16 protein-coding genes are annotated in these 17,461 nt (G+C 74.2%); 14 read left to right on the forward strand and 2 right to left on the reverse strand.

What is annotated here, in order from left to right:
* Positions 1-232: 232 nt before the first annotated feature.
* The 8 genes from ACQPXD_RS17375 to ACQPXD_RS17410 are packed head-to-tail and all read left to right on the forward strand — an operon-like array spanning position 233 to position 7,997.
* Entirely contained in the window at positions 233-1,531 is a 1,299-nt protein-coding gene (locus ACQPXD_RS17375) for an MSMEG_0569 family flavin-dependent oxidoreductase (protein ID WP_432839611.1), read from the forward strand.
* Positions 1,528-2,328, forward strand: coding sequence for an amidohydrolase family protein (locus ACQPXD_RS17380; RefSeq protein ID WP_432839613.1), 801 nt, complete (start codon positions 1,528-1,530; stop codon positions 2,326-2,328). The genes ACQPXD_RS17375 and ACQPXD_RS17380 overlap by 4 nt, the downstream gene beginning before the upstream one ends.
* Before the next feature lie 24 nt (positions 2,329-2,352).
* Entirely contained in the window at positions 2,353-2,865 is a 513-nt protein-coding gene (locus ACQPXD_RS17385) for an MSMEG_0572/Sll0783 family nitrogen starvation response protein (RefSeq protein ID WP_432839615.1), read from the forward strand.
* Positions 2,866-2,870: 5 nt separating this feature from the next.
* Positions 2,871-3,923 carry an MSMEG_0568 family radical SAM protein gene (locus ACQPXD_RS17390; RefSeq protein ID WP_432839617.1) on the forward strand — a complete coding sequence of 351 codons (1,053 nt, stop codon included), beginning with the start codon at positions 2,871-2,873 and terminating at the stop codon, positions 3,921-3,923.
* On the forward strand, positions 3,920-5,281 hold the full coding sequence (locus ACQPXD_RS17395; RefSeq protein ID WP_432839619.1) for an MSMEG_0567/sll0787 family protein: 1,362 nt from the start codon (positions 3,920-3,922) through the stop codon (positions 5,279-5,281). Before ACQPXD_RS17390 ends, ACQPXD_RS17395 begins: the two co-directional genes overlap by 4 nt.
* On the forward strand, positions 5,278-6,114 hold the full coding sequence (locus ACQPXD_RS17400; protein WP_432839621.1) for a carbon-nitrogen hydrolase family protein: 837 nt from the start codon (positions 5,278-5,280) through the stop codon (positions 6,112-6,114). Before ACQPXD_RS17395 ends, ACQPXD_RS17400 begins: the two co-directional genes overlap by 4 nt.
* A 3-nt stretch (positions 6,115-6,117) precedes the next feature.
* A complete protein-coding gene (locus ACQPXD_RS17405) occupies positions 6,118-6,951 on the forward strand; it encodes a carbon-nitrogen hydrolase family protein (RefSeq protein WP_432839623.1) in 834 nt (277 codons plus the stop codon).
* The gene (locus ACQPXD_RS17410; protein ID WP_432839625.1) at positions 6,948-7,997 is read left to right on the forward strand and encodes an MSMEG_0565 family glycosyltransferase; all 1,050 of its coding nucleotides are present in this window, start codon (positions 6,948-6,950) and stop codon (positions 7,995-7,997) included. Before ACQPXD_RS17405 ends, ACQPXD_RS17410 begins: the two co-directional genes overlap by 4 nt.
* Before the next feature lie 12 nt (positions 7,998-8,009).
* Here ACQPXD_RS17410 and ACQPXD_RS17415 read toward each other — a convergent pair whose 3' ends face one another.
* Together ACQPXD_RS17415 and ACQPXD_RS17420 are read right to left on the reverse strand one after the other, a co-directional pair.
* Positions 8,010-9,632: a sensor histidine kinase gene (locus ACQPXD_RS17415; RefSeq protein WP_432839627.1), complete on the reverse strand. Its 1,623-nt coding sequence runs from the start codon at positions 9,630-9,632 to the stop codon at positions 8,010-8,012.
* A 38-nt stretch (positions 9,633-9,670) separates the two neighbouring features.
* Positions 9,671-11,623, reverse strand: coding sequence for a glycogen debranching N-terminal domain-containing protein (locus tag ACQPXD_RS17420; protein ID WP_432839629.1), 1,953 nt, complete (start codon positions 11,621-11,623; stop codon positions 9,671-9,673).
* A 128-nt stretch (positions 11,624-11,751) separates the two neighbouring features.
* On the opposite strand from ACQPXD_RS17420, the gene ACQPXD_RS17425 reads away from it, so the two are divergent.
* The 6 genes from ACQPXD_RS17425 (at position 11,752) to ACQPXD_RS17450 (ending at position 17,459) form a co-directional block, all read left to right on the forward strand.
* Positions 11,752-12,723, forward strand: coding sequence for a LacI family DNA-binding transcriptional regulator (locus ACQPXD_RS17425; protein ID WP_432839631.1), 972 nt, complete (start codon positions 11,752-11,754; stop codon positions 12,721-12,723).
* 19 nt (positions 12,724-12,742) lie between these two features.
* Entirely contained in the window at positions 12,743-13,960 is a 1,218-nt protein-coding gene (locus ACQPXD_RS17430; RefSeq protein ID WP_432839633.1) for a sugar ABC transporter substrate-binding protein, read from the forward strand.
* Positions 13,960-14,967: a carbohydrate ABC transporter permease gene (locus tag ACQPXD_RS17435; RefSeq protein ID WP_432839635.1), complete on the forward strand. Its 1,008-nt coding sequence runs from the start codon at positions 13,960-13,962 to the stop codon at positions 14,965-14,967. Before ACQPXD_RS17430 ends, ACQPXD_RS17435 begins: the two co-directional genes overlap by 1 nt.
* Entirely contained in the window at positions 14,967-15,782 is an 816-nt protein-coding gene (locus ACQPXD_RS17440; protein ID WP_432839637.1) for a carbohydrate ABC transporter permease, read from the forward strand. The genes ACQPXD_RS17435 and ACQPXD_RS17440 overlap by 1 nt, the downstream gene beginning before the upstream one ends.
* A 150-nt stretch (positions 15,783-15,932) precedes the next feature.
* The gene (locus tag ACQPXD_RS17445) at positions 15,933-16,460 is read left to right on the forward strand and encodes a hypothetical protein (RefSeq protein WP_432839639.1); all 528 of its coding nucleotides are present in this window, start codon (positions 15,933-15,935) and stop codon (positions 16,458-16,460) included.
* Positions 16,461-16,466: 6 nt separating this feature from the next.
* On the forward strand, positions 16,467-17,459 hold the full coding sequence (locus ACQPXD_RS17450; RefSeq protein ID WP_432839641.1) for an SRPBCC family protein: 993 nt from the start codon (positions 16,467-16,469) through the stop codon (positions 17,457-17,459).
* The last annotated feature ends 2 nt before the right edge of the window (positions 17,460-17,461 follow it).

Raw genomic sequence — 17,461 nt, forward strand, 5'->3', positions numbered from 1 at the left:
TTCTTGCGGACGGGGGAATCTAAGATTGCAGATATTTGGGCATTTCGTCAACGTACATGGTGTGCCGTTTTCCGCAGCACGCTCGAAATAGGGGTGAAACCGGGCACTGCCGTGAGGGCCATCTCACGCGGAGTTGTTCCGGATGAAACCGCGCCGAAACATCAGATTCCTTCACTGTTCCGCATCGCCAAGCGCCCTACCTGGGCGGATGGGCCGGTGAAGGGAGCGCAGCGTGAGCGAGCACCTCGGCGTCGCGGTCATCGGCGGCGGGCAGGCCGGGCTGTCGATGAGCTGGCACCTCCGCGCCCTCGGCGTCGGCCATCTCGTGTTCGAGCGCGACCGGGTCGGCCACGAGTGGCGGGAGCGGCGCTGGGACTCCTTCTGCCTGGTCACGCCGAACTGGCAGTGCCGGCTGCCGGGCTTCGCCTACACCGGCGACGATCCGGACGGCTTCATGGCCGGGCCCGAGGTCGTGGCGTTCCTGGAGAAGTACGCGGCCAGCTTCGACCCGCCGCTGCGCGAGGGCGTCGGCGTGACCCGGCTGCGGCGGACCGCGACCGGGGTGTTCGAGCTGGTCACCGGCGCCGGGACGTGGACCGCCGACCAGGTCGTCGTGGCCACCGGGCCCTACCACCGCCCCGCCGTGCCGCGGGTCGCCGAGCGGCTGCCGGAGCGCATCGTCCAGCTGCACTCGGCGCAGTACCGCAACCCCCAGCAGCTGCCCGAGGGCGCCGTCCTGGTGGTGGGCACCGGCCAGTCCGGCTGCCAGATCGCCGAGGACCTGCACCTGGCGGGCCGCGAGGTGCACCTCGCGGTCGGCGGCGCGCCGCGGGCCGCCCGGCGCTACCGCGGCCGGGACACCCTCGCCTGGCTGTCCGAGATGGGCCACTACGACAAGGGCATCGGCGAGTTCGGCGACGCCGACGCCGTTCGGCTGCGCGCCAACCACTACATGACCGGCCGGGACGGCGGCCGCGACATCGACCTGCGGCGCTTCGCGACCGAGGGCATGCGGTTGTACGGCCGGCTGCGCTCCGTCGAGGCCGGCCGGGCGCGGTTCGCCGCCGACCTGGAGGCCAACCTCGACGCCGCCGACGCGGTCGCCGAGGGCATCAAGGACGCGATCGACGCCTACCTCGCCGCGCACGGCATCGACGCCCCGCCCGAGGCCCGCTACACGCCGCTGTGGCGGCCCGGCGAGCCGCCGGCCGAGCTCGACCTGGACGGGATCGCCGCGGTCGTGTGGAGCACCGGCTTCCACCGCGACCACCGCTGGATCGAGGTGCCGGTCTTCGACGGGCGCGGCTACCCGACCCACGAGCGCGGCGTGACCGGCTGCCCCGGCCTGTACTTCCTCGGCCTGCCCTGGCTGCACACCTGGGGCTCCGGCCGGTTCGCCGGGGTGGCCCGCGACGCCGCCTACCTGGCCCGGCAGATCACGGCCACCCGCCGCCGCCAGATCACCGAGGGCGTGAGCTGGCTGGCCGGCACGCCGACCGAGACCTACCCCGACCTGGAGTGGGCGGCATGAACGACGCGCACCGCCATTTGGGGGTACTGCCGGCCTACCCCTTCTACGGCGGGCCGCCGGTCCGCCCGGACACCACGGCCCGGGCCACGATCGGCGAGCTGATCGCCGACCTGGACCGGGAGGGCACCGAGCGGGCGCTGGTGCTGCCCAACTACGGCGTGCCCGACCCGGACGTGGCCTTCGGCTTCAACGAGCTCGTGGTCGAGGCCGCGCAGCGCGACGAGCGGATCCGGGCCGGGCTGTGGGTGTCGGCCAAGGCCTCCGACGCCGGGCGCACCGCGGCCGCGCTGCGGCTGGCCGGCGAGCCCGGCGTGCGCGCGCTGAAGCTGTCCTTCCTGCTCGGCGGCGGCACCGACGACCCCGGGCTGGACCCGATCTTCGCCGCGGCGCGGGAGCACGACCTGGTCGTCCACGTGCACACCTCGCCCGGCGCCGCGTCCGACATCGACCGGGTCGGCGAGCTGGTCGAGCGGTACGCCGCCGACGTCAAGATCCACCTGGTGCACTTCGGCGGCGGGATGAGCGGGCACATCAAGCTCGCCGGCGGCCGCTTCTTCGACTGGATCGCCGCCGGCAGGCAGGTCTACACCGACCTGTCCTGGGCCATCGGGTTCACCCCGCGCTGGCTCGCCGCCGAGATCGACCGGCGCGGCCTCGGCCACGACCGGGTGCTGTTCGCCAGCGACGAGCCGTGGGGCGACCACGCCGGGGAGTCCGCCCGGCTGCGCGCGGCCGTCGCCGGCACCGAACTGTCCGGCCTCGTGTTCCACACCACGTTCGACAAGCTCTACGGCTGATTCCGATCTGTGAAGGAGACCGTCATGTCCGACCTGACCGAGCTCGAGCAGAAGAGCCTCAACGAGATCCCCCACCCGGCCCTGGCCGAGGGGTCCAGCATCTACGGCGGCACCAAGGTCTTCCCCGACTACAAGGCCGAGGAGGGGCAGAGCTACTTCACGCTCGTGCACGGCATCGCCCACGAGTCCTCGGTCAGCTTCGTCGCGATCCTGCAGGCCACCCGGGCGCTGCGCAAGGGCTTCGAGTCGGCGATCTACTTCTACGGCCCCGGCTCGCTCAACTGCCTGGCCACCCGCGGCTTCCCGACCACCGGCAACTCGGCGTTCCCCGGCGAGCACAACATCAACAACTCGCTGCAGACGTTCATCCAGGAGGGCGGCAAGGTGTACTGCTGCCGCTTCGGCCTGTCCCTGCACGGCGCCCGCGAGGAGGACCTCATCGAGGGCGTCATCCCCACGCACCCGCTCGACGTGCAGGACGCGCTCATCCACTACGCGCGCAAGGGCGCGATCATCAACTCCACGTACATGTTCTGACGGCCATGAGCATCGACGTGCGCGCCGACCTGGCCGTGCGCGGCGTGCGGGTGCCCACACCCGTGCGCCGCCCGGCCGGGGCCGGCCCCAGCGACGACGGGCACCTGGTCATCGACGGGCGCAACGCCGCGCTGCCGATCAACCCGCACAGCCCCTACGAGGTGCGCGACGACCGGCTGTGGCTCGGCGACACCGACACCGGCCTGACCCTCGACGTCGTGCGCCGGCCCCGGTTCTACGACCTGGTCACCGCCGACGGCGTGCCCTATGAGCGGATCGCCCGGCTGCACGGCCGCGACGTGCTCGCCACCACCGTCGTGCAGACCTGCATCCGCTACGGCGAGGAGCAGCGCTGCCGCTTCTGCACCATCGAGGAGTCGCTGCGCTCCGGGGCGACCACGGCGGTCAAGACCCCGGCCCAGCTGGCCGAGGTGGCCGAGGCGGCGGTGCGGCTCGACGGCGTGCGGCAGATGGTGCTGACCACCGGCACCACGGCGGGCCCGGACCGCGGCGCCCGCAACCTGGTCCGCGCGGTCCGGGCGGTGCTGGCCGCGGTGCCCGGCCTGCCGATCCAGGTGCAGATCGAGCCGCCGCGCGACCTGGAGGCGATCCGGGAGCTGCGGGCGGCGGGCGCGGCGTCGATCGGCATCCACGTCGAGGCGCTCGACGACGAGGTGCGCCGCCGGTGGATGCCGGGCAAGGGCGCGGTGCCGATGGCCGAGTACGAGGCGGCGTGGGACTGCGCGGTGTCGGTCTTCGGGCGCAACCAGGTGTCGACGTACCTGCTGATCGGCCTCGGCGAGGACCCCGACGACCTCGTCGCGGGCGCCGCCCGGCTGATCGAGCGGGGTGTCTACCCGTTCGTGGTGCCGTTCCGGCCGATGCTCGGCACCCTCGCCCGGCGCGACGGGATACCCGGCCCGGCGCCCTCGCTGGTGCGGGACGTCACGGCGCGGGTGGCCGCGCTGCTGCGGGCGGCCGGCATGTACGGCGCGGACCAGAAGGCCGGCTGCGCGGCGTGCGGCGCGTGCGGCGTGCTTGCGGCGGCCGGCGCATGACCGACCTCGTTCCCGCGCTGCTGGGCGCGCCGCGGTTCCTCATCGGGCCGGCCGGTTCGGTCCGGGAGTACCACCGGCTGCGCGCCCGCGTCTTCGTTGACGAGCAGCAACTGTTCGCCGGCACCGACCGCGACGACCGCGACGACGACCCGCGCACGGTCGTGCTCGAGGCCCGCTCCGCCGGCGGGGAGCTGCTCGGCGGCGTCCGGGTCGGCCCGGCCACCGACGGGCCGGACATCGGCTGGTGGGTGGGCGGCCGGCTGGCCGTCGAGGAGTCCGTGCGCGGCGCGCAGCGGATCGGCCCGGCGCTCGTGCGGGCCGCCTGCGCCTACGCCGAGCAGGCCGGCGCGCTGCGCTTCGACGCCACCGTCCAGGCCCGCTGGCAGCGGATGTTCGAGCGGCTCGGCTGGCGGGCCGTGCGCCCGGTCACCGTCGCCGACCGGCCCCACGTGCTCATGCGCTGGCCGATCGGGCGGATCGCGGCCCTGGTGGCGGCGACCAAGCGGCCCCTCGGCGGCCTGCTGGCCGGCCTGGCGCCGGGCGGCCCCGGCTACCTCGGCGACGACGGCGCCCCGGTGCCCGGCTCCGACCTGGTCGCCGCCTGCGACGCGATCCTGCCCTCGATGGTCGAGCGCGACCCGGACTGGGCCGGCTGGTGCGCGGTGCTGGTCAACGTCAACGACCTCGCCGCGATGGGCGCGACCCCGGTCGGGCTGCTCAACGCGGTCGGCGCCCGTGACGCGGCGGCCGCCGCGCGGATCCTCGGCGGGCTGCGCCGGGCCGCGGCCGCCTACGGCGTGCCGATCCTCGGCGGCCACACCCAGCTCGGGGTGCCCGCCGCGCTGTCCGCGACCGCGCTGGGCCGGGCCGAGCGCCCGGTGCCCGGCGGGGGCGGCCGGCCCGGCCATCCGGTCCGGCTCACCGTCGACCTCGGCGGCGGCTGGCGGCCCGGCTACCACGGCCGGCAGTGGGACTCGACCAGCCGGCGCAGCGCGGCCGAGCTGCGCGCGATGCTCGGCCACGTGGCGGCGGGCCGCCCGGCGGCCGCGAAGGACGTGTCCATGGCGGGCATCGCCGGGACGCTCGGCATGCTGGCCGAGGCGAGCGGCTGCGGCGCGGTCCTCGACGTCGCCGCCGTGCCCCGGCCGTCCGGCGCGACCGCGGGCGACTGGCTGACCTGCTTCCCCGGCTACGCGATGCTCACCGCCGGGCCGGCCCGGCCCGCCCAGGCCGGACCCGCGGTCACGGCCGAGTGCGGCGCGCTGGTCGCCGGGGCGGGGGTCCGGCTGCGCTGGCCGGACGGAGAGCTCACCGACGCGATCGACGGCGGTGTCACAGGGATGGGGGCGGCGGCATGATCAGGATGGCGGCGGTGGCGGAGGCGTTCGACCGCGACCTCGAGGCGGACTTCGGCCGCATCGAGGGGCTCGTGACACAGGCGCGCGATCGTGGCGTACACCTGCTGGCTCTTCCCGAGGCGTGCCTCGGCGGCTATCTGGCGCACCTCGACGGCGGCGCCGACGGGCCGCCGGCCCTGCGCCTGGACGGGCCGGAGATCGCCCGGCTGGTCGCGATCGCCGGTGACATGGTCGTCTGCGCCGGCTACTGCGAGGACGCCGGCGACGGCGTGCGCTTCAACAGCGTCGTCTGCGTCGGCGGCGGCCGGGTGCTGGGCAACCACCGCAAGGTGCACCAGCCGCTGCAGGAGCACGCCAGCTACGAATCGGGCGACTCGTTCGCCGCGTTCGACACCCCGGTCGGCCGGCTCGGGCTGCTGATCTGCTACGACAAGGCGTTCCCGGAGTCGGCCCGGTCCCTGGCGCTGGACGGCGCGCAGATCATCGTGTGCGTCTCGGCCTGGCCGGGCAGCCGCACCAACGCGCCCGAGGACCTCGCCGAGGACCGCTGGACCCGCCGCTTCGACCTGTTCGACCGGGCCCGGGCGCTGGAGAACCAGGTGGTGTGGCTCTCGGCGAACCAGTCCGGCCGGTTCGGCTCGCTGCGCTTCGTGTGCAGCGCGAAGGTCGTCGACCCGGGCGGCGACGTGCTGGCCACCACCGGCGTCGCGCCCGGCATGGCGGTGGCCGACGTCGATGTCGCCGCCGCCCTGGCCGCGGCCCGCCGCTCCATGGCCCACCTGCGTGACCGGCGCCCGGACGCGTACCGCCCGCTGGCACCGTCGATGATGTGACCCATGGCAGTCACCCGGATCGCCGCCGCCGCGGCACACTTCGGCCGCGACCTCGACCACGACCTCGGGCGGATCGGCAAGCTCATCTCCGACGCCCGGGCCGAGGGCGCCGCCCTGCTCGTGCTGCCCGACGCGGCGATCGGCGGCTACCTGGCCGACCTGCGCCACCCCGACCCCGAGGCGCTCCCGCCCGCGCTCAAGCCCGACGACCCGATCTTCGAGCACATCGGCGCGCTGGCCGGCGACATGGTGGTGTGCGTCGGGTTCTGCGAGGCCGAGGGCAACGACCGGTACAACGCCGCGGTCTGCCTGACCGGCGCCGGCGTGCTCGGCCGGCACCGCAAGGTGCACCTGCCGGCCGCCGAGGGGATCGTCTACCGGGCCGGGGACAGCTTCGCCGCGTTCGACACGCCCGTCGGGCGGATCGGCATGCTCATCGACTACGACAAGACCTTCCCCGAGTCGGCGCGCACCCTCGCCCTCGACGGCGCGCAGGTCGTGGCCTGCCTGTCGGCGTGGCCGGCCAGCATCACCAACGCCGCGCCGAAGATGAGCCAGGACCGGCAGTCCCGGCTGTTCGACCTCTACGACTGCGCGCGGGCGGCGGAGAACCAGATCGTGGTCGTGTCGTCCAACCAGACCGGTGCGGCCGGCGGGATGCGCTTCCTCGGCCAGGCGAAGGTGGTCGGCCCGGCCGGCAACGTGCTGGCCCGCACCTGGGCCAAGGCCGGGCTGGCCGTGGCCGAGCTGGACGTGGCCGGCGAGATCGCCGCCGCCCGGCGGGTGCTGCGCCACCTCGACGAGCTGCGCCCCGAAAGCTACCGGGTGAGCCGTTGAGGATCGCGCTGCTGACCTACTCGACCCGCCCGCGGGGCGGGGTCGTGCACACCCTCGCGCTCGCCGAGGCGCTCGCCGCCCTCGGCCAGGACGTGACCGTGTGGACGCTCGGCCGCGGCGACTTCTTCCGCCCCGTCGACCCGCGGGTGCGCCTGGCCGTGGTGCCGTTCCCCGAGATCGACGGCGAGGGCGTCGGGCCGCGCATCCTGCGCTCGATCGCGCTGCTGCGCGCGGCGTTCACGCCGGCCGACTACGACGTCGTGCACGCGCAGGACTGCATCAGCGCCAACGCGGTCGACCGCTGCGTGCGCACCGTGCACCACCTCGACCACTTCACCACCCCGGAGCTGGCCGCCTGCCACGAGCGGGCGATCGTGCGCCCCTACGCCCATCTCACCGTGTCCGCCGCCGTCGCCGCCGAGCTGGCGGCCGGCTGGGGGATCGCCGCCACCGTCATCCCCAACGGCGTCGACGCGGCGCGCTTCGCCGCCGCCGTCCCGGCCGTGCGCGCGCGGCCCTACCTGCTCTCGGTCGGCGGGATCGAGCCGCGGAAGGGCTCGCTCGACCTGCTCCGGGCGTACCGCGTCCTGCTCGGCGAACTGCCCGGGATCCGGCTGGTGATCGCGGGCGGCGAGACGCTGTTCGACTACCGGGACTACCGCGACGAGTGGGAGGAGCTGGCCGGCACCCTGCCCGTCGCGCCCGAGGTGCTCGGGCCGGTCGCCCACGACGAGCTGCCGTCGCTGGTGGCCGGCGCGGCGGCGTTCGCCTTCCCGTCGACGAAGGAGGGCTTCGGACTGGCCGCGATGGAGGCCCTGGCCGCCGGGGTACCGGTCGTGGTGCGCGACCTGCCGGTGCTGCGCGAGGTGTTCGGCGCGGCCGTCGGCTACGGCGCCGACCCGCCGTCGCTGGCCGCGGCCCTGGCCCGGGCGGTCAAGGAGCCGGACCCGGCCCGCCGGGCCGCCGGCCGGGCGCTCGCCGCGGCGCACACTTGGGCGTCCGCGGCCCGCCGCCACGTGGCGTTCTACGAGGGCCTCGCCGGCTGAGCCGCCGGTCCGTCAGCCGGCCGTGGGCTCGGCCTCCTCGAGCGGCGGCAGCGGCCACGACGCGATGGGCGTGGCGGCCAGATCGGCCAGGGGAATCTCCGCGGACAGGCTGGTGCCCTGCCCCTTCGGGCTCTGGCAGCTGAACCGGCCACCCAGCGCCTCGACGCGGTCCCGCAGGCCGACGAGCCCGGTGCCCCGGTCCGGATCGGCGCCGCCGACGCCGTCGTCGCACACCCGCAGCAGCACCGCCGACGCGGTCGTCTTCGCCGTCACGCAGACCACCGAGGCGTGGGCGTGCTTGGCGGCGTTGGTCAGCGCCTCCGACACGACGAAGTACACGGCCACCTCGACCGAGTCGGGCAGCCGCCGCTCGATGGCGAGCTCGATCTCCACGGGCAGCGGGCTGCGCCGGGCGAGCGTGCGCAGCGCCGGGCCGAGGCCGCCCGCCGACAGCAGCGCCGGGTGGATGCCCCGGCCCAGCTCGCGCAGGTTTTCGTGGACGTCGGTGAGGTCGTCCACGGCGTGCGAGATCATCCCGCGGACCTCCGGCAGGCAGTCCGGCACCGCGGCCTCGGCCATGCGCAGCTCGAGGGCGAGCGAGACGATCCGCTGCTGCGCGCCGTCGTGCAGGTCGCGCTCGATCTTGCGGCGGGCCTCGTCGGCCGTGGTGACCAGGCGCGCCCGGGAGCGGGCCAGCGCCGCCCGGCTGTCGGCGTTGGCGATCGCGGCGGCCAGCAGGTCGGCGAAGCCGCGCAGGCGCTCCTCGGCGTCGTCCGGGATCGGGTCGGTGTGCGAGGACCCGACCACGGCCACGCCCCACAGCCGGCCTTCCACCAGGATGGGCACGCCGACGGCGGAGCGGATGCCCAGCTTGCGCAGGCCGGCCGCGATCGGGCCGGGCGCGTGCTCGTATTCGGCGCGCGCCGCGCGGCCGCTGGCCAGCACGGCGCCGGTCACGTTCTCACCGTCGACGGCGGCGTTGAAGGGCGGCCGGAGGTTGCCGGCCTCGTCGCGCCCGGCGACGGACGTGACGGTGCCGTCGGGCTCGTAGCGCACGAGCGCCGTGCTGAAGCCGGAGAAGATCCGGTGCAGCTCGGTGGTCACCGCGGCGAACACCTCGGCCGGCAGGGCGCCCCAGGCGACCTGCGTCGCCACCCGGCGCAGCGCCGCCTGCTGGGCGAGCAGCCGGCCGGACTCGCGCCGGCTCTCCCGCAGCGAGCCGATGACCGCCTGGCGCTCGCGGGCGGCGCGGGCGGCCTCGGCGGCCCGGGATCGGGCCACGTTGGCGATGGCGCTCACGAGCAGCGCGGCGACCATGAAGACGGCCAGCTGCTTCGCGTCGCGCAGCGTGAGGTTGAGCCCGGCCGGGCCGAGCTGGAAGTAGTTGAAGACGACCGTGCTCAGCACGGCCGTGATGACGCCGGCGGCGGCACCCCACAGGCTCGCCATGACCAGCACGCCGAGCAGGTAGACCTCGCCGCCCTCGGCGGCCCCGCCGACCGCGTCCAGCGCCACCTTCTCGGCCGCGATCATCGCCACGGCGACCGCGAGGCCGACCAGGACCGGCGGTCGGCCCGCCGTCAGCGGATCCGCGGCCCGCAACCGATCCCACCAGGCGAAACCCGGTCGCCGCAATCCCGGCATCCTAACCCCCGGGATCAACCATACGCCGCTTACGGGCCCGCGACGGACGGCCGGATCCGCAGCCCGGACGGTCCACTGTGGACGGTGACCGAGCCGTCGGCCGTGACGCCGACGTCCAGCTCGCCGCCGGCGATGCGCAGGCCGCGCACCCGGTAGGCGCCGACCGGCGAGGGCGCCAGGGGCGCCAGCGTGACCACCCCGGCCGGCGCGTCGGGCTCGAGCCCGAGCAGCGCGGTGAGCAGCGCCGGGCCGGCCGCCGCGGCCCACGCCTGCGGGCGGCAGGCGGCCGGGTACGCCGTCGCCGCGTCGTCGCCCGAGTACAGCTCGGGCAGCCGGAAGTCGAAGCGCTCACCGGCGTCGAGCAGCGCGCGCACCACCGCGGCCGCCTCCTCCCGGTGCCCGTCGCGGACCAGGCCGAGCAGGGCGATGGCGGTGTCGTGCGGCCAGACCGAGCCGAGGTGGTACGACAGGACGTTGTAGCCGGCCGACGACGGCGCGACGGTGCGGATGCCGTAGGGCGAGCGCAGCTTCGCCAGGTGGCCGGCGACCGCGGCGCTCTCCCGCGGGTCGAGCAGGCCGGTGCCCAGCAGATGGCCCATGTTCGAGGCCACGCTGTCCACCTGCGCCCCCGCGCCGTCCAGCGCGATCGCCGGGTAGCCGCCCGGGCACCAGAACGCCGCCCGGAACCGCCGCGCGAGCTCGGCCGCCCATGCCCGCCAGCGCGGCGCGCCCGGGCGGCCGAAGGCGTCGAGCAGGGCGGCGCCGTCGAGGGCGGCGCGGTAGGCGTACCCCTGGACCTCGCTCAGCGCCAGCGGGCCGGTGGCGAGCCGCCCGTCGGCGTGCTGGACGCCGTCGCCGGAGTCCTTCCAGCCGTGGTTGGTCAGGCCCTTGCCGGTGGAGCGGTACACCACGAACCCGTCGTGCCCGCCGAGCCAGGCCAGGGCCCGCTCGACGGTGGGCAGCAGCGCCTCCACCTCGGCGGCCGGCATGCCCCAGCGGTAGGCGTCGGCGAGCGTGCTCACCCACAGCGCGGTCGCGTCGACGGTGCCGTAGTACACCGGCGGGAGGTGGTAGGCGGCGTCGGCCGGCCGCACCTCGTGCAGGATCTTGCCCGGCTCCTCGTCGGTGTCCGGGTCGTGCCGCACACCCTGCCGGCGGGCCAGGGCGCGCAGCGTGCCGGCCGCGACCTCGGTGCCCAGCGGCAGGCCGAGCCGGGCCGCCCAGAGCGAGTCGCGGCCGAACAGCGTCAAGTACCACGGGCTGCCCGCGGTGTAGTAGACGTCGGGCCCGTCGGCGCGGCGCAGCGCCGCCAGGTCCTCGACGCCGGTGCGCACCAGGCGGTCCAGCCGCCGGTCGCCGGCGTCGACCCGCAGCCCGGCGGGCGGGCCGGGCGGCGGCGGGACGGTCAGGCCGGTGCGGGTGAAGGTCAGCCGGGCGCTCCATGTCTGGTGCGGCGGAAGCGTCACCGCCCAGCGCAGCCCCGGCCCGGCCGGAGCGGGGCTCGCCTCGAGGCGCACCGCCGCACCGCCGTCACCCGCGGTGTCGCCCGGCCCGAGGTCCGCCATGGACAGCCCGCCGGTGCGGCCGTCCTTGACCGCGCCCATCCGGGCGAAGTCGGTGGCGGCGGCCACCTCCACGACGACGGTGAGCGTGCCGTGGGAGGCGTTGGACAGGGTGAGCGTCTCGGTGCCGCCGAGCGGCCCGGCCAGCCGGGACCGGGTGAGCGTGACGGTCGGGTCCGGCCCGTCGTCGCCGAGGTGGCGCAGGACCCCGGTGAACTCCGCCGCGCCCGCGCCGGTGCGGCGCGCGCCGATCGGGACCGCGGGCCGGCCGGCGACGGTCACCGCGAGCCGGGCGAGGATCCGGCGGTCCTCGACGTAGAGCCCGTCCGGGTCGCCGGCGAGGTCGCCGGACGGGCCGGAGAGCCAGGTCGCGGGGGCGGCGACGCACGTGACGTGCTCGTGCAGGTACGGCTGGGCCATGGGCTACCTCTTGACAAGCCGACGGGGGAGTGAGACTGTCCCGACATCCGGAGTTGAACGTTCAAACGCGGCCTTGCGCCAGATTTGAACGTTCAACTCGAAGCACCTTACGACATCGGGGAGCGATTGTGCAGCCCACCGTCGAGGACGTGGCGCGGGAGGCCGGGGTGTCCCGGCAGACCGTCTCCAACGTGCTCAACGCGCCCGAGCGGGTCCGGCCGGAGACCCGGGAGCGGGTGGAGGCGGCCATCGCCAAGCTCGGCTACCGGCCCAACCGCCTCGCCCAGGGGCTGCGCGCCTCGACCTCCCGCATGATCGGCTACCGGATCGAGCCGGTCCACCCGCACGCCCTCGGCAGCATCCACGACCGGCTCCTGCACGCCCTCGCCGACGCCGGCCGGGCCGAGGACCACCACCTGCTGCTCTACACCGCCGACGACCCGCGCGACGAGGCCGCCAACGCGGTCGCGCTGCACCGCGCCGGCGCGATCGACGGCGTCGTGCTCTACGGCCTGCACGCCGGCGACCCGCGCCCGCCCGCACTGCTCGAGCACCGGGTCCCGTTCGCCGCCTTCGGCCGCACCGGCGCCGACGACGGCCACCCCTGGGTCGACGTCGACAACGCCGCCGGCACCGCCGCCGCGACCCGTCACCTGGTCGAGGCCGGCCACCGCCGGATCGCCTTCGCCGGCTACCCGAAGGGCACCGACGTCGGCGACCGCCGGTGGGAGGGCTGGCGCTCGACGCTCGACGCCGCCGACCTGCTGCCCGGCCCCGACCTGCGCGGCGAGGACTCCGTCGCCACCGGCGCCCGGCTCGCCGCCCGGCTGCTCGACGCGCCCGACCCGCCGACCGCCGTCGTCGCCGCCACCGACACGCTCGCCGCCGGGGTGCTGTCCCTGGCCCGCGAGCGCGGCGCCCGGCTCGCGGTCGTCGGCTTCGACGACACCCGGACCGCCGCCGTCCTCGGCCTCTCCAGCGTCCGCCAGCCCATCGAGGCCGTGGGCCACGCCATGATCGACGCCCTGCTGAACGGCCCGCCGGCCGTCCGGCTGCTGAGCCCCGAGCTGATCGTCCGGGGGTCCAGCTACCCACTCTGACACCCCCTTGGAGCGACCCGTGCCCAGAATCTCGAGTGTTTTGGCCCTGCTGCTCATCGGCACGTTCGCCACCGCCGCCTGCGGTGACGACGGCAGTGGTACCCAGGGCGAAGCGAGCGGCGCCAAACTGACCATGTTCGCGTTCTCCTCGTCCCCCGCCGAGGACTCGGTGCTGCGCAAGGCCGTCGACGACTACAACCAGCAGGGCCGCAACACCGTCGAGCTCAAGGTCCTGCCCGAGTACGACACCGCGCTGACCACGGCGCTGGCCGGCGGCCAGCCGCCCGACGTGTTCTACGTCAACGACAACAAGCTGCCCGACCTGGGCAAGAACGGCGCCCTGGAGCCGATCGGCGACAAGGTCGACAACCCCGGCGACTTCTACGACACGCTGAAGCAGTCGTTCACCTACCAGGGCACCTACTACTGCGCCCCGAAGGACTTCTCGACGCTGCAGCTGGTCTACAACACCGCCGACTTCACCGCCGCCGGGCTGCAGCCGCCGACCACCTGGGACGCGCTCACCGCCGCCGCGAAGCAGCTCACCAAGCCCGGCCACCCCGGCCTGGTGCTCAACCCGGAGTTCTACCGCTGGGGCGTGTTCATGGCCCAGGCCGGCGCCTGGCCGACCGACGACGCCGTCACCAAGATGACGATGGACACCCCGCAGATGCGCACCGCGCTGCAGTACGTCGCCGACAACCACAAGGCCGGCTGGTTCGGCACCCCCGCGGCGGTCGGCGCCGGCTGGGGCGGCGAGGCGCTGGGCAAGGGCCTCACCTCGATGACGATCGAGGGCAACTGGATCGTCGGCGCGATGAAGAACGACTTCCCCGGCGTCAAGTACGCCGTCGCCGAGCTGCCCGCCGGCCCGGCCGGCAAGGGCACCATGTCGTTCTCCGTCTGCTACGGCGTGGCCAAGGCCTCGCAGCACAAGGCCGCCGCCCTCGACTTCGTCAAGTTCCTCACCTCGCCCGACGAGCAGTTCGCGGTCACCAAGGAGTTCCCGGTCATGCCCTCGCGCAAGTCGCTGGCCGACAAGTGGCTGGCCGGCAAGCCGGAGCTCAAGGCCTTCGTCTCCGGCGGCGACTACGCCAAGAAGTCGGTCTTCGTGCCCGGCTTCAGCACCGTCGTCGACACCCTCACCGACGGCATCCAGGGCCTGGCCAAGGGCAACAAGCAGGTCGACGAGGTGGTGACCGGCACGCAGCAGGCCGGCGAGTCGGTGCTGCGCTGATGCGTTCGATCCGCGGGCGGCAGGGACTGGCCGGCTGGCTGTTCGTGTCGCCCGCCCTCATCGGGCTGGGCCTGTTCATGGTCGCGCCGATCCTGCTCGCGCTCTGGGTGAGCTTCCGGGACTGGAGCGGCCTGACCCCGCTGTCCGGCTCCACGCCGGTCGGCCCGGCCAACTATCAGGACCTGCTGACGCAGACCGGGATCGTGCGCGGCGACTTCGCCAAGAGCCTGCGCAACAACCTCTACTACGTGCTCGGCGTCGTGCCGGCGCAGACCTTCCTGGCCCTCGTGCTCGCGGTCGCGGTCAACGCGAAGCTGCTGCGCGGCCGCACGTTCTTCCGCACCGCGTTCTACTTCCCCTCGGTGACCAGCTCGATCGCGGTCGCGTTCATCTTCGTGTTCCTGTTCAGCCCGTCCGGCGTGGTCAACACGGTGCTGTCCGCGCTGCTGCCCGGCAAGGTCGGCCTGGTCTGGCTCGACGACTCCGACGGCCTGATCCACCTGCTGCTGCGCGGGGCCGGCGTCGACGCCCCGCCGGGCCCGCTGCGGCACGAGTTCCTCGACCTGTCGTGGTGGGACTGGCTGTCCGGCCCCAGCGTGGCGCTCACCTCCGTCATGATCCTCGCGACCTGGACCACGACCGGCACCTTCATGCTCATGTTCCTGGCCGGCCTGCAGAACATCCCGGTCGAGCTCGAGGAGGCGGCCGCCGTCGACGGCGCCTCGCGCCGCCAGCTGTTCTGGAAGGTCACCCTGCCGCTGCTCCGCCCGACGCTGTTCCTCGTGGTGACCCTGGGGCTGATCGGCACCTGGCAGGTGTTCGACCAGGTGTACGCCATGACCGCGGGCGGGCCGCAGAAGACCACGCTGACCCCGGCGTACCTGGTCTACCGCGAAGGCTTCCAGAACTCCGCGATGGGCCGCGCCGCCGCGATCGCGTTCATCGTGTTCGTCATCATTCTCGTCTTCACCGGCCTGCAGCGGCTGGTGCTGCGCAAGGAGCGGTGATGCTGCGCCGGCTGCTGCTGACCGTCTTCGCGGTCATCTTCATCTACCCGTTCGTGCTGTCACTGGCCACCTCGTTCAAGTCCCGCCCCGAGGTGGCGGCGCATCCGGTCGTACCATGGCCGCGACATCCGGACCTGCGCGCCTGGTCCGACGTGCTCCTGCACAGCGACTTTCCACTGTGGACGTTCAACTCGATCCTCGTCACCGTCCTGGCCACCCTCGGCCGGGTCTTCCTGGACTCCCTCGCCGGCTATGCCCTGGCCCGCCTGCAGTGGCGCGGCCGGGGCCTGGTCTTCGCCGGCGTGGTTTCCGTTTTGGCGGTACCGCCCATTGTCCTCACCGTGCCCCGGTTCCTGGTGCTCAAGGAGCTGTCGCTGCTCAACTCCTACACCGGCCTCGTCCTGCCGCTGGCCGTGGACGCGATGGGCATCTTCCTGATGCGCCAGTTCTTCGTGGAGCTGCCCCGGGAGCTGGAGGAGGCGGCCCGCATCGACGGCGCCTCGATCTTCGGCGCCTACTGGCACATCGTGCTGCCGCTGGCCCGCCCGGCGCTGCTGACCCTGACCATCCTGTCCTTCCAGGGCGTGTGGAACGAGTTCCTGCTGCCACTCATCGTGGTCCGGGCCAACCCGTCGCTGTGGACGCTGCCGTTCGGCCTGTCGACCCTGGGCCGCGGCGGCGCGGGCGGGCAGAGCTACGACTATCCGGTGATGATGGCCGGCTCGATCCTGACCATCATCCCGGTCGCCGTCGTCTTCATCGTCTTTCAGCGCTTCTTCGTCCGCGGCGTGGCCGCCTCGGGTGTCAAGGGCTGACCCCGCACCGGGCTTCGGGGGGTTTCGCCTCCTCCGCGCCGGGTAGCCCGGGCGGTTCGGGCAGTGCTGCAGTACCCCTCGGATGCGGTTGATTTCGGCCAGGTACCGGATGGTGGCGTGGCCGTCGGCTCCGGGGCGGAAGGAGGGAACATGAACTGCCGAACGCAGATGTTGCTCGCCGCCGGGGTGGGTTACGCCCTCGGCCGCCGGCGCAAGCTGCGGTGGGCGATCCTGCTGGGGGCCGCGGCGGCCGCCGGGCGGATCAGCGGGCCGGGCGACATCCTGCAGCGAGGGCTGAAGACCCTTGGCGGCTCCTCGGAGCTGAAGCGACTCACCGACCTGGGCGGCCCGCTGGTCTCCGCGGCCAAGGACGCCGCCCGGACCGCCGTCACCGGGCAGATCGACTCGGTCACCGGCAAGCTCCGCGACCGCGCCGACCTGTTGCGCAAGCCCGAGGAGGAGCCGGAGGAAGAGCGTCCTCGCCGGCGGCGCCCGGCCGCGCGGGAGGAGCCGGAAGAGCCGGAAGAAGCGGAGGAAGAGCGTCCTCGCCGGCGGCGCCCGGCCGCGCGGGAGGAGGAAGACGAAGAGGACGAGGACTACGAAGAGGAGCCGGCGCGGGTCGCCCGGTCGCGTCCCGAGACCGGATCGCGGCCGCCGGTGCGGCGGCGGGGCGGGTGATGCGCGATGGCGGCGAAGCAGGGAGCCGGCGGGCTGGCCGGCGGGCTGCTGAGGGACGCGGCGCGCAGTCTGGCCTCGGCCGCCGGGGAGCGGGTGCTGTCCTCGGTCGGTGACCGGATCGGGTCGGTGACCGACCGGCTCACCGAGTACGCGAAGGGCACCGGCAACACCGGCCTGATCGCGGCCGCGACGGGCGCGAAGCAGATGGCCGAGGGGCGCTCGCCGGTCGCGGCGGCGGCCAGCGGCGGGTTCGCCGGCCTGAAGGAGAAGGTCAAGGGCCTGTTCGGCAAGGGCGGCGGCGGAGGCGCGAAGAAGGACTTCAACCGTAAGGTCACCAACATCGTGGAGACGCTCGACGTCGGGGTGCCGGTGCGGGTCGCCTACAACGTGTGGACGCAGTACGAGGACTTCCCGTCCTTCACCAAGAAGCTGGAGAACGTCAAGCGGGAGTCCGACGAGCGGAGCAACTGGAAGGCGCAGGTCTTCTGGTCGCACCGGGAGTGGAAGGCGACCATCGTCCAGCAGGTGCCGGACTACTGCATCGTCTGGCGCTCGGAAGCGCCGAAGGGGCGCGTCGACGGCGCGGTGACCTTCCACGAGCTGGCGCCGAACCTGACCCGCGTCCTGCTGGTGCTGGAGTACCACCCGCAGGGCCTGTTCGAGCAGACCGGGAACATCTGGCGGGCCCAGGGGCGCCGGGCGCGGCTGGAGTTCAAGCACTACCGGCGGCACGTCATGACCCGCACGATTCTCAACCCGGACGAGGTCGAGGGCTGGCGGGGCGAGATCCGCGACGGCGAGGTGGTCAAGGACCACGAGACCGCCCTCTCCGAGGAACAGGAGCGGGAAGGCGCTCCCGCGGAGGAGGAAGAGCGTCCGGAGGAAGAGCCTTCGGAGGAAGAGCCTTCGGAGGAAGCCTTCGAGGAAGAGGAAGAGCCCGAGGAAGAGCCGGCATCGCCGCCGAGGCGGCGGCCGAAGGCCCGGGCACGGGAGGAGTGACG

The organism is Dactylosporangium sp. CA-092794 (assembly GCF_050948465.1).
Taxonomy (GTDB): Bacteria; Actinomycetota; Actinomycetes; order Mycobacteriales; family Micromonosporaceae; genus Dactylosporangium.

What these genes read in the sequence shown, in the direction of transcription:
- ACQPXD_RS17380 (WP_432839613.1), top strand. Translation starts at nt 1,528, where the DNA reads ATGAACGACGCGCACCGCCATTTGGGGGTACTGCCGGCCTACCCCTTC.
- ACQPXD_RS17385 (WP_432839615.1), top strand. Translation starts at nt 2,353, where the DNA reads ATGTCCGACCTGACCGAGCTCGAGCAGAAGAGCCTCAACGAGATCCCC.
- ACQPXD_RS17390 (WP_432839617.1), top strand. Translation starts at nt 2,871, where the DNA reads ATGAGCATCGACGTGCGCGCCGACCTGGCCGTGCGCGGCGTGCGGGTG.
- ACQPXD_RS17395 (WP_432839619.1), top strand. Translation starts at nt 3,920, where the DNA reads ATGACCGACCTCGTTCCCGCGCTGCTGGGCGCGCCGCGGTTCCTCATC.
- ACQPXD_RS17400 (WP_432839621.1), top strand. Translation starts at nt 5,278, where the DNA reads ATGATCAGGATGGCGGCGGTGGCGGAGGCGTTCGACCGCGACCTCGAG.
- ACQPXD_RS17405 (WP_432839623.1), top strand. Translation starts at nt 6,118, where the DNA reads ATGGCAGTCACCCGGATCGCCGCCGCCGCGGCACACTTCGGCCGCGAC.
- ACQPXD_RS17420 (WP_432839629.1), bottom strand. Translation starts at nt 11,623, where the DNA reads ATGGCCCAGCCGTACCTGCACGAGCACGTCACGTGCGTCGCCGCCCCC.
- ACQPXD_RS17435 (WP_432839635.1), top strand. Translation starts at nt 13,960, where the DNA reads ATGCGTTCGATCCGCGGGCGGCAGGGACTGGCCGGCTGGCTGTTCGTG.
- ACQPXD_RS17440 (WP_432839637.1), top strand. Translation starts at nt 14,967, where the DNA reads ATGCTGCGCCGGCTGCTGCTGACCGTCTTCGCGGTCATCTTCATCTAC.
- ACQPXD_RS17445 (WP_432839639.1), top strand. Translation starts at nt 15,933, where the DNA reads ATGAACTGCCGAACGCAGATGTTGCTCGCCGCCGGGGTGGGTTACGCC.
- ACQPXD_RS17450 (WP_432839641.1), top strand. Translation starts at nt 16,467, where the DNA reads ATGGCGGCGAAGCAGGGAGCCGGCGGGCTGGCCGGCGGGCTGCTGAGG.